The organism is Mesorhizobium carmichaelinearum, assembly GCF_900199455.1.
Classification (GTDB): Bacteria; Pseudomonadota; Alphaproteobacteria; order Rhizobiales; family Rhizobiaceae; genus Mesorhizobium; species Mesorhizobium carmichaelinearum.
This window is the reverse complement of sequence record NZ_FZQR01000003.1, coordinates 159,344-171,145: the sequence shown is the minus strand read 5'-3', so window position 1 is coordinate 171,145 and position 11,802 is coordinate 159,344. Positions and strand designations below refer to the sequence as shown.

7 protein-coding genes are annotated in these 11,802 nt (G+C 64.1%); 6 read left to right on the top strand and 1 reads right to left on the bottom strand.

Annotated elements, in window-relative coordinates; translation table 11 throughout:
* The first annotated feature begins 9 nt into the window (after positions 1–9).
* The 4 genes from CKW40_RS07430 to CKW40_RS07415 all read left to right on the top strand — a co-directional run bounded on the left by CKW40_RS07430 (position 10) and on the right by CKW40_RS07415 (position 6,102).
* Complete coding sequence (locus CKW40_RS07430; protein WP_095199312.1) at positions 10–1,044, top strand: ABC transporter substrate-binding protein; 1,035 nt, start codon at positions 10–12, stop codon at positions 1,042–1,044.
* A gap of 197 nt (positions 1,045–1,241) precedes the next feature.
* The gene (locus CKW40_RS07425; RefSeq protein WP_095199311.1) at positions 1,242–2,438 is read left to right on the top strand and encodes a serine hydrolase domain-containing protein; all 1,197 of its coding nucleotides are present in this window, start codon (positions 1,242–1,244) and stop codon (positions 2,436–2,438) included.
* Positions 2,439–2,471: 33 nt separating this feature from the next.
* Positions 2,472–3,653, top strand: coding sequence for a serine hydrolase domain-containing protein (locus CKW40_RS07420; RefSeq protein ID WP_095199310.1), 1,182 nt, complete (start codon positions 2,472–2,474; stop codon positions 3,651–3,653).
* A 127-nt stretch (positions 3,654–3,780) separates the two neighbouring features.
* A complete protein-coding gene (locus CKW40_RS07415) occupies positions 3,781–6,102 on the top strand; it encodes a Tex family protein (protein ID WP_095199709.1) in 2,322 nt (773 codons plus the stop codon).
* On the opposite strand, the gene CKW40_RS07410 is transcribed toward CKW40_RS07415, so the two are convergent.
* On the bottom strand, positions 6,103–7,014 hold the full coding sequence (locus CKW40_RS07410; RefSeq protein WP_095199309.1) for a LysR family transcriptional regulator: 912 nt from the start codon (positions 7,012–7,014) through the stop codon (positions 6,103–6,105).
* 102 nt (positions 7,015–7,116) lie between these two features.
* Between CKW40_RS07410 and CKW40_RS07405 the strand changes: the two genes are divergently transcribed.
* A complete protein-coding gene (locus tag CKW40_RS07405; RefSeq protein ID WP_095199308.1) occupies positions 7,117–8,313 on the top strand; it encodes an acyl-CoA dehydrogenase in 1,197 nt (398 codons plus the stop codon).
* A gap of 124 nt (positions 8,314–8,437) precedes the next feature.
* A complete protein-coding gene (locus CKW40_RS07400) occupies positions 8,438–11,797 on the top strand; it encodes a transglutaminase family protein (RefSeq protein WP_095199307.1) in 3,360 nt (1,119 codons plus the stop codon).
* Positions 11,798–11,802: the final 5 nt, after the last annotated feature.

Sequence of the window (11,802 nt, the reverse complement as noted above, 5' to 3'; positions counted from 1 at the left end):
GTTAGAACGATGAACTGGAAGACAACAGCGACCGCCATGGGGTTGGCGCTGCTCGCTTCGACGGGCCTGGCCCGCGCCGAAGGCGTGCTCAACATCTACAATTGGGGCAACTACACCAGCCCGGACGTGATCAAGAAGTTCGAAGACAAATACAACATCAAGGTGACCATCACCGACTACGATTCCAACGACACCGCGCTTGCCAAGGTCCGCCAGGGCGGCACCGGCTTCGACATCGCCGTGCCGTCGCAGACCTACGTGCCGATCTGGATCAAGGAAGGCCTCGTGCTCGAAACCGATCCAGGCAAGATGGAGAACTTCAAGAACGTCGCGCCGGAATGGGCCAATCCCGACTTCGACCCCGGCCGTAAATATTCGGTGCCGTGGGCGCTCGGCACCGTCGGTGTCGTCGTCAACACCGATACCTACAAGGGACCGGCCGACAGCTGGGGTATCATCTTCAACACGCCGGACGAGTTGAAGGGCAAGGTCAATGTCGTTCCCGAGATGAATGACGTCATCTTTGCGGCGATCAAATATGTCGGCGGCCAGCAGTGCACCGACGACAAGGCGGTGCTGAAGAAGGTGCGCGACACACTGGTCGCAGCCAAGCCGAACTGGATCGCGATGGAGTACAACACCATCGAGAAGATGGGCGCCGGCGACTTCAAGGCCACCAGCGACTGGAACGGTTCGGCGCTGCGCCAGCGGCTGGCCAATCCGGCCATCCACTACAATTATCCGAAGGAAGGCTACGGCCTGTGGAGCGATAACGTCGTCGTTCTGAAGGAAGCCAAGAACGTCGACAACGCCAAGCTGTTCCAGAACTTCATCATGGATCCGGAAAACGCGGCCGGCCTCTCGGCCTTCCACCGCTATGCCAACGCCATCACCGGCTCGGACAAGTACATGCCGGCCGACATGAAGGATGCGCCGGAAGTCGTCATTCCGGCGGACGCCAAGCCGAAAGGCGAATTCCAGAAGATGTGCGCGCCGGAAATCCAGGACATCTACACCAAGATCTGGACCGAACTGCAGAAGTAATCGCATGCCGGACCCGGCGGCCAGGGCATGATGCCGAAAAGTGTGAAACGGTTTTCTCGGACAAACGGGTACCCGTTTGTCCAGGCATCATGCCCGATCTCTCTGACTTAGAGACGGATTCAGATTTCAGGTCGAACCGACCTGAAATCATCCGTCTCTAGGCCGCCGGGTCTTTTCTTTTCCGGGAATGACCTTTCATGGACTCCTACCGCAACAGCGATCCGCGGCCGCCGATCATGCAGGGCTCGCCGCCCGCCTTGGTGCCGCCGAAGCTCGACTGGGACCGGCCGCCATGGAACCGCTGGGCGTTCCAGCACATCCGCGAAATTCTGCCGACGGCCGAAGTCTGGCGCGGCAATGGCCATCGCCATCGTCTCGAACGCGCCGAGGTCGATCTCGACGGGCTGGCGGTCGAGGACAGCGAGGGCAAGCCGACAACGCTCGCCGGGCTGCTCGACGAGACCTATGCGGATGGCTTCCTGGTGCTCAAGCACGGCAAGGTTGCCTATGAGCGCTATTTCAACGGCATGGACGAGCGCACGCTGCATCTGTCGCAGTCGATGGCCAAGTCCGTCACCGGCTCGGTGTTCGGCATATTGGCCGGGCGCGGCCTGATCGATCCGGCCAGGCCGGTGACTGACTATCTGCCGGAGCTCGGCGCCACCGGCTGGGCCGGCGCCAGCGTCCAGCACGTGCTCGACATGACGACGGGCGTGCGTTTTTCCGAGGAGTACACAGACCGCTATTCCGACATCGGCCAGGTCGATGTCGCCACCGGCTGGAAGCCGGTACCGCCGGGCAGCGATCCGGACTTTCGCTGGCCCTCGCATATGTTCGAGCTGATCCTGGGCCTGAAGGACACTGTCCGCCCGCATGGCGCCCAGTTCGAATACCGCTCGATCGAGACCGACGTGCTCGCCTTCCTCATGGAGCGGGTGACCGGCAAGCGGCTGGCGCAGTTGGTGTCCGAGGAACTTTGGCAAAAGCTCGGGGCAGACGAGAGCGCCTGCTTCACCGTCGATAGCGCCGGTTATGCGCTCGCCGATGGCGGCTTCAACGCGACGCTGCGCGATTATGGCCGCTTCGGCCAGTTGATCCTCGACAATGGCGGCGGCATCGTGCCGGCCGACTGGATCGAGGCGACGCGCAACGGCAGGCATGGCCCTGATTTCTCCCCCAGCCTGCCGCAGGGCAGCTACCGCAACCAGTTCTGGATCGAGAATCCGAGTTCGCGCGCGCTGATGTGCCGGGGCGTGTTCGGGCAGATGATCCATATCGACTGGGACACAGGAATGGTCGTGGTGAAACTTTCGACCTGGCCGGATTTCAGCAATCTCGCCTACTCCACAGCGACGCTGAAGGCCGTGCACGCCATCGCCGCCGCGCTGAGCTGAGCCCCAATAAGAAACGATCTGGAAGGAAACGCCATGGCCGGCAAGACCGCGTTCGAGAACCGCTACGGCTTCGGCCGCAACGAGGTGCTGCTTTCCAACTGGCGCGAAAACCCGTTCAACCGATGGTCGTTCCAGAACCTTGGCGAACTGGTGCCGACGGCACGTGTGGCTGCCGCATCGGGTAGTGTCGAGGCGCCCGTGCGGGATATGGGCGGCCTGCTCGGCGAAAAGGTTTCGGTGGCCAGTGCGCCGGAGACGGTGGCCGAATTCCTCACGCGCTCCAGCACCGACGCTCTGACGGTGATGAAGGGTGGCAAGATCATCGGCGACTGGTTCGCGCCGCATATGGATTTCGGCGCCCGCCACATCATTTTCTCGATCAGCAAGTCGGTGACATCAATCATCGCCGGCATATTGGAAGGCGAGGGGGTGTTCGATCCGGAAGCGCCGGTGACGCAGTATATCCCGGAAGCCGCAGGCTCGGCCTATGGCGATGCGAGTTGCCGGCACGTGCTCGACATGAGTGTCAGCCTCGATTTCGAAGAGGCCTATCTCGATCCGGAAAGCGCCTTTGCCCGCTATCGCCGCGCCACGCTGTGGAACCCGGGCGGCGGCACAGAAAGCCTGCGCGAATTTATCCTGAGCCTGCAGCGGCTGGCCGAGCCGCACGGCCAGAGCTTCCGCTACCGCTCGCCCAATTCCGACCTGCTCGGCCTGCTGCTGGAACGCGCGTCCGGTCAGCGCTTCACCGAGCTGATGCGCGAAAAGCTGTGGCTGCCGCTTGGCGCCGTCAGCGAAGCCTCGATCGGCGTCGACATGGAAGGCACGGCGCGCACTGCCGGCGGCATTTCGGTGACGCCGCGCGACCTGGCGCGCATCGGCGAGATGATGCGGCAAGGCGGCACCGCCAATGGCCGCCGCATCGTGCCGGAGACCTGGGTGCGCGACACGGTCAGCACCGGCGGCAGTGCGGAAGCCTGGCAGCGCGGCACGATGGCTTTCCTGTTTCCGAACGGCCGCTACCGCAGCAAATGGTACCAGACTGGACACAAGAACGGTGCCTATTGCGGCATCGGCATCCATGGCCAATGGCTTTATGTCGACCCGAGGACGGAAGTCGTCATCGCCAAGATGTCGTCGCAGCCGGTGCCGGTCGACGATCCGCTCGATGCCGAGATTGTCGCGTTTTTCGAGGCGTTGAGCCGGATGGTCTGAACCGTCCGGAACGGTTCCTTGCCGCGTGCTTTCTTGTGGACCGCCTGCGCCGGTGGAAAACGTCGCGGTTGGCGGGGCAGGCATCTGCGCCTATGGTCGCCGCTCTTTTGATGAGAGCAGGAACAACATGGCATCCGACATCAAGCGCATCGCAGCCATCATCGCGGCCGAGATCAAGGCGCGGCCTGAACAGGCGGCCGCGGCGATCGAACTGCTTGACGAAGGCGCGACGGTGCCGTTCGTGGCGCGTTACCGCAAGGAAGTGACTGGCGGGCTCGACGACACGCAGTTGCGCGACCTTGCCGAGCGGCTCGCCTATCTGCGTGAGCTCGACGCCCGCCGCGACACCATCCTCGGCTCGATCCGCGAACAGGGCAAGCTGACCGAGGAGCTGGAAACCAAGATCGCCGCTGCCGCCACCAAGGCGGAACTCGAAGACATCTACCTGCCCTACAAGCCCAAGCGCCGCACCAAGGCCGAGATCGCTCGCGAGCGCGGGCTAGGGCCTCTGGCCGAAGCAATCCTTGCGAATCGCGCGCTGGTGCCGACCGAACTGGCGCTGGCCTATGTCACCGAGGAGGTGGCCGACGTCAAAGCCGCATTGGAAGGCGCGCGCGACATCCTGTCGGAACAGTTCGCGGAAAATGCCGATCTGGTCGGCAAGCTGCGCAGCTACATGAAGGAACGTGCCTTCATGCGCGCCAGGGTGGTCGACGGCAAGCAGGAGGCCGGCGCGAAATTCTCCGACTATTTCGACCATGTCGAGCGCTGGGCAAATGTGCCGAGCCATCGTGCGCTCGCCATGCTGCGCGGCCGCAACGAGGAGATACTGTCGCTCGACATCGAGGTTGATGCCGATGATACCTCGCCAGTGAAGCCGGTCGAGCGGATGATCGCCAACGCCTATGCCATTGGCGCCAGCCTGCCGGGCGATCGCTGGCTGATGGACGTCGCCGGCTGGACGTGGCGGATAAAACTTTCGCTGCACCTGACTCTCGATCTGATGCGCGACCTGCGCGAACGGGCCGAGGAAGAGGCGATCCACGTCTTCGCCCGCAATTTGAAGGATCTGCTGCTCGCCGCGCCCGCCGGTTCGCGGCCGACGATGGGGCTCGATCCCGGCATCCGCACCGGCGTCAAGGTGGCGGTGGTCGATGGCACCGGCAAGGTGCTGACAACGACGACGGTCTATCCGTTCCCGCCGAAGAACGATGTGCGCGGCACGCAGGCCGAACTCGCCAAGCTCATCCGCCTGCACAAGGTCGAGCTGATCTCGATCGGCAATGGCACCGGCAGCCGCGAGACGGAAAAGCTGGTTGCGGACATGCTGTCCGACATGCCTTCCGACGGCGGGCCGAAGCCGCTGAAGGTGATCGTCAGTGAAGCCGGCGCCTCGGTCTATTCGGCCTCGGCGACGGCGGCGGCGGAATTTCCTGGCCTCGACGTGTCTTTGCGCGGCGCGGTGTCGATCGCGCGGCGCCTGCAGGATCCGCTGGCCGAACTGGTCAAGATCGAGCCGAAATCGATCGGCGTCGGCCAGTACCAGCACGATGTCGACCAGTACAGGCTCGGCCGCTCGCTGGAAGCGGTGGTCGAGGACGCGGTCAACGCCGTCGGCGTCGATCTCAACACCGCCTCGGCGCCGCTGCTCGCCCGCGTATCGGGCCTTGGCGCGTCGCTCGCCGACGCCATCGTTGCGCATCGCGATGCGACCGGACCGTTTGCCAGCCGCAAGGACCTGCTCAAGGTGCCGCGGCTTGGGCCGCGCGCGTTCGAACAATCCGCCGGCTTCCTGCGCATTGCCAATGGCAGCGAGCCGCTCGATGCCTCGTCGGTGCATCCGGAAGCCTATGGCGTGGCCAAGAAGATCGTCGCCGCCTGCGGCCGCGACGTGCGCTCGCTGATGGGCGACAGTGCGGCGCTCAAGGCGCTCGATCCGCGCGTCTTCGTCGACGAGCGTTTCGGCCTGCCGACGGTGCGCGACATTCTTGCCGAGTTGGAAAAGCCCGGCCGCGATCCGCGCCCCGGCTTCAAGACAGCGACCTTCGCCGACGGCGTCGACGACATCAAGGATTTGAAGCCCGGCATGCTCTTGGAAGGCACCGTCACAAATGTCGCCGCCTTCGGCGCCTTCGTCGATATCGGTGTCCACCAGGACGGCTTGGTGCACGTTTCGCAACTGGCCGACCGCTTCATCAAGGACGCGCATGAGGTGGTCAAGGCCGGCGACGTGGTCAAAGTGCGCGTCGTCGATGTCGACATAAAGCGCAAGCGCATCGCGCTTTCCATGCGCAAGGATGGCGGCGAGGGGGGCGCACCACGCGGCGGGCCGCGCGACAATGGCGGCGGTAGGCCGGCGCCACGCTCGCCAGCGCCACAGCGCCAGCCGGAACGGCCTGCACAGGGCGCGTTTGGTGCAGCGCTGGCGGATGCGCTGAAGCGGAAGTAGCTACCACGCCAGAACAGCCGGCTCCTTCTCAACCTGGCCCAGCAGCCAGTCGCGAAAATTGGCGATGGGCGGATGGCCGCGCTTGTCGTGCGGGACGACGAGGTAATAGGCGCTGCGGCTTTGCATGGGCTGGCCGGGCGCGAGAACGAGCTGGCCGCGCTGCAATTCACCGGCGATGAGGAGCAGTGGCAACAGCGCGACGCCGAGGCCAGCCATGCAGGCCTGGGCGGCGGTGCCGAACTGTTCGAACTGCATGCCGGGTCCGGTCGGCGCGCTCAGGCCCTGATGCTCGAACCATTCGGTCCAGGCGCCAGGACGTGTCGCCATGTGTAGCAGTGGCAGGCGGCCGATATCGGCCGCCGTGGCGATGGCGCGGCCGGCGAGGAAAGCGGGCGACACCACCGGCGCCACCGTTTCGCGCACCAGAAGCGTGGAGTCCGCTTCCGGCCAGTCCGGCAGGCCGTAATGGATGGCGGCATCCAGCCTCTCCCTGGCGAAGTCGAAGCGGCCGACGCGGGTGACGAAGTTGATGGTGATGTCGGGATTGTTCTCGACGAAATCGGGGATCATCGGCATCAGCCAGCGCGTGCCGAATGTCGGCAAGATGGCCAGGTTCAGGATGCCACTATGCCGATTGCTCATCAATCCAAGAGCGGCGTCGCGCAACTGGCCAAGCGCAGAGCGCACCGCCTCGGCGTAGATTTCGCCCGCCATCGACAGCCGCACATTGCGGCTGTCGCGTTCGAACAGCTGGCGGCCGAACTGATCTTCCAACAGCCTGATCTGCCGGCTGACCGCGCCCTGGGTCAGATCCAGTTCCTGGGCGGCGGCGGTGAAACTACCAAGCCTAGCCACCGCCTCGAAGGCGGCAAGCGCGCTGATGTTGGGTAAAAGGCGGCGCTGGACACTCATGATCCATTCCTAACGCTCATTGATCCGTGAAGCAATTTCGTTTGATTTTTTGAGTCCGCGGGCCGATAAGCCGGGCTTCACCGTTTTGAGGACCGAGAAGCCATGGCCGCCGACAAGAATGCATTCGTCTGGGAAGACCCGTTCCTGATCGAGGACCAGCTTTCGGAAGAAGAGCGCATGGTGCGCGACGGTGCGGCCGCCTTTGCCGCCGACAAGCTCGCGCCGCGCATCGAGGATGCCTATCTCAACGAAACCTTCGACACCGCGATCTTTCGCGAGATGGGCGATGCCGGCCTGCTCGGCATCAACATCCCTGAAGAATTCGGCGGGCTCGGCGCCAATTATGTGACCTACGGGCTGGTCGCGCGGGAGGTTGAACGCGTCGACTCGGGCTATCGCTCGATGATGTCGGTGCAGTCGTCGCTGGTGATGTATCCGATCTACGCCTATGGCTCGGACGAACAGCGCAAGAAGTATCTGCCCAAGCTCGCCAGGGGCGAGTGGATCGGCTGTTTCGGCCTGACCGAGCCGGATGCCGGCTCCGACCCGGGCGGCATGAAGACGCGCGCCGAGAAGACCGCCAGCGGCTACAAGCTCTCCGGCTCCAAGATGTGGATTTCCAACTCGCCGGTTGCCGACGTGTTCGTCGTCTGGGCGAAGTTGAAGGGCGAGAATGGCAAGGATGAGATCCGCGGCTTCGTGCTGGAAAAGGGCATGAAGGGGCTGTCGGCGCCGAAGATCGGCGGCAAGCTGTCGCTGCGCGCATCGATCACCGGCGAAGTGGTGATGGAAGGCGTCGAGGTCGGCGAGGACGCACTGCTGCCCAACGCCAAGGGCCTTGGCGGCCCGTTCGGCTGCCTCAACCGAGCTCGCTACGGCATCTCCTGGGGCTCGATGGGCGCTGCGGAAGATTGCTGGCACCGCGCCCGCCAGTATGGTCTCGACCGCAAGCAATTCGGCAAGCCGCTGGCCGGCACGCAGCTTTACCAGAAGAAGCTCGCCGACATGCAGACCGAGATCGCGCTCGGGCTGCAGGCATCGTTGCGCGTCGGGCGCCTGCTCGACGAAGGCAAGATGGCGCCGGAAATGATCTCGATCGTCAAGCGCAACAATTGTGGCAAGGCGCTCGACATCGCCCGCCAGGCCCGCGACATGCATGGCGGCAACGGCATCCAGATCGGCTACCACGTCATGCGCCACGCGCAGAATCTGGAAACGGTCAACACCTATGAGGGCACGCATGACGTGCACGCGCTGATCCTGGGACGGGCGCAGACGGGTATCCAGGCGTTCTTCTAAGCTGCGCCTTAGGCCAGCTTTGGCTGCTTAAATTAGGTGCACCGCAACATCTGTGCTTGGAGAATGGCCGGCAGATGTGTCAGGGTTCGGCGAATTCATTTGAAACGCCGATCTCCGGGGACCCATGGCAATTTTGGCAGCCGTCTACCATCTGACCCATTACAAATACGACCGGCCGGTGGTTCTCGGGCCCCAGATCATCAGGCTGCAGCCGGCACCGCATTCCCGTACCAAGGTGCTCAGCCACTCTTTGAAGGTCGAGCCGGCGAACCACTTCGTCAATTTGCAGCAAGACCCTTACGGCAACTTCCTTGCTCGTTTCGTCTTCCCGGAGCCGGTGAGCGAGCTGAAGATCGAGGTCGACCTGGTCGCCGACATGACGGTCTACAATCCGTTCGATTTCTTCGTCGAGCCGTCAGCCGAGACGTTTCCGTTCGAGTATCCTGAAGAAATCCGCGACGATCTCGCCATCTACCGCACACCGGAGCCGGCGGGGCCGCTGCTCTCGGCCTTCCTGAGAACCGTCGACACCAGCGCGAAAAACACCGTCAATTTCCTCGTCGATCTCAATGCAAGGCTGCAGCGCGAGATCGCCTATATCGTGCGCATGGAGACCGGCGTGTTCTCGCCGGAGGAGACGCTCTCCGCCGGCAAGGGCTCGTGCCGGGATTCGAGCTGGCTGCTGGTGCAGATCCTGCGCAATCTCGGCATCGCCGCCCGCTTCGTGTCGGGCTATCTGATCCAGCTCAAACCCGACCTCATTGCGCTGGATGGGCCGGCCGGCACATCGGTCGATTTCACTGATCTGCACGCCTGGTGCGAGGTCTACCTGCCGGGCGCCGGCTGGATCGGCTTCGACCCGACCTCGGGCCTGCTCACCGGTGAAAGCCATGTGCCGCTTGCCGCGACACCGCATTTCCGCAATGCAGCACCGATTTCCGGCCTGGCGAGCTTCGCCAATGTCGAATTCGGCTTCGACATGCGGGTCGACCGCATCGCCGAGCATCCGCGCATCACCAAGCCATTTTCCGATGAAAGCTGGCAGGCGCTCGATGCGCTCGGCAACAAGGTCGATGCAGCACTTGGCGCAGGCGACGTGCGGCTGACGATGGGCGGCGAGCCGACCTTCGTGTCGATCGACGATTTCGAGTCCGCCGAATGGAACACCGCCGCCGTCGGTCCGACCAAGCGCGAAAAGGCAGATGCGCTGATCCGCAAACTGCGCGAGCGCTTTGCGCCGGGCGGCTTCCTCCATTACGGCCAGGGCAAATGGTATCCCGGCGAAAGCCTGCCGCGCTGGACCTTCTCGCTCTACTGGCGTGCCGATGGCCAACCGGTGTGGAGCGATCCGTCGCTGATCGCGCGCGAAAAGAGTTCGGCCGATATCGGCCCGCAGCAGGCCGAAAGCCTGCTTACCGCGATCGCCGGTGAACTCGGCATCGAAAAAACCATGGTCAGCGAAGCCTATGAGGATCCGGCCGAATGGCTGCTCAAGGAAGGCAAGCTGCCCGAAAATGTCGATCCGTCCAATTCGAAGCTGGAGGACCCGGAAGAACGCAGCCGCATGGCAAGAGTGTTCGAGCGTGGGCTGACCAAGCCGTCCGGCTATGTGCTGCCGGTGCAGCGCTGGAACAGCCAGGCGTCGGGCCCACGCTGGCGCTCGGAAAAATGGAAGACGCGGCGCGGCCGGCTGTTCCTGGTGCCGGGCGATTCACCGGTCGGCTACCGCCTGCCGCTGGGCACGCTGCCCTATGTGCCGCCGGCGCAGTTCCCCTATATCGTGCCGGTCGACCCGTCGCTGCCACGTGGGGCGTTGCCGGCGCGTGAAGCAATCTTGCCTGTCGTCGCTCCAGCCGAACTTGAAGGCGCCGACGAGATGGCACGCCGCCAGCAGGCGGTGTCGTTCACAGCAGCGACCGGCCAGCAGGATCGGGTCGAGCAGGAGATCACCGAGATCGGCGGCGCGGTGCGCACGGCATTGTCGGTCGAGCCGCGCGACGGCCGGCTCTGCGTGTTCATGCCGCCGGTCGAGGCGCTGGAAGACTATCTCGAATTGGTCGCCGCCGCCGAGAACGCGGCCAAGGCGATCGGCCTTCCGGTGCATATCGAGGGCTATGGCCCGCCGCATGACCCGCGCCTCAACGTCATCCGTGTGGCGCCCGACCCGGGCGTCATCGAGGTCAACATTCATCCGGCTTCCAGCTGGCAGGATTGCGTGGCGACGACCACGGCGATCTACGAGGAAGCACGGCTGACCCGGCTTGGCGCCGACAAATTCATGATCGATGGCCGCCACACCGGCACCGGCGGCGGCAATCATGTCGTCGTCGGCGGCGCGACGCCCAATGACAGCCCGTTCCTGCGCCGGCCCGATCTGTTGAAGAGCCTGGTGCTGCAGTGGCAGCGGCATCCCTCGCTGTCCTATCTGTTCTCCGGCCTGTTCATCGGCCCGACCAGCCAGGCGCCGCGCTTCGACGAGGCGCGTCACGATTCGCTCTACGAGCTCGAAATCGCCATGGCCCAGGTGCCGCATCCGGACCAGGGCGCGGCCCCCTTGCCGTGGCTGGTCGACCGGCTGTTCCGCAATCTGTTGACCGATGTCACCGGCAACACGCATCGCTCGGAAATCTGCATCGACAAGCTGTTCTCGCCGGATGGACCGACGGGGCGGCTGGGACTGGTCGAATTCCGGGGTTTCGAGATGCCGCCAAATGCGCGCATGTCGTTGGCGCAGCAATTGCTTGTCAGGGCGATCATTGCCCGTGCGTGGAAGAACCCGCTCGATGGCCGCTTCGTGCGCTGGGGCACGTCGCTGCACGACCGTTTCATGCTGCCGCATCATGTCTGGGCGGATTTTCTCGACGTGCTCGACGACCTCAAGCTCAACGGCTTCGAGTTCCGTCCTGAATGGTTCGATGCGCAGCTCGAATTCCGCTTTCCCTTCTGCGGCGAAGTCCAGCATGCCGGCATCAAGCTGGAGTTGCGGCAGGCGCTGGAGCCATGGCATGTCATGGGCGAGCAGGGCGCTATCGGCGGCACCGTACGCTTCGTTGATTCCTCGGTCGAGCGGCTGCAGGTCAAGACCGAAGGCCTCAACCCGGAACGCCATGCCATCGTCTGTAACGGCCGCATCGTGCCGATGAAGGTGACCGACAACCGTGAGGTCGCGGTGGCGGGCGTGCGCTTCAAGGCCTGGCAGCCGGCTTCGGGCCTGCATCCGGCGCTGCCGGTCAACACACCGCTGGTGTTCGACATCTATGATCGCTGGTCGGGCCGGGCGGTCGGCGGCTGCGTCTACCATGTCGCGCATCCCGGCGGCCGCAACTACGACACTTTCCCGGTCAATGGCAACGAGGCGGAAGCGCGGCGGCTCGCCCGCTTCGAACCGCGCGGCCACACGCCATCAGGCTACGTGCTGCGCGAGGAACAACCGGCGGAAGATTTCCCGATGACCCTTGACCTCAGGCGGCCGGCAAGACTCTGATCAGC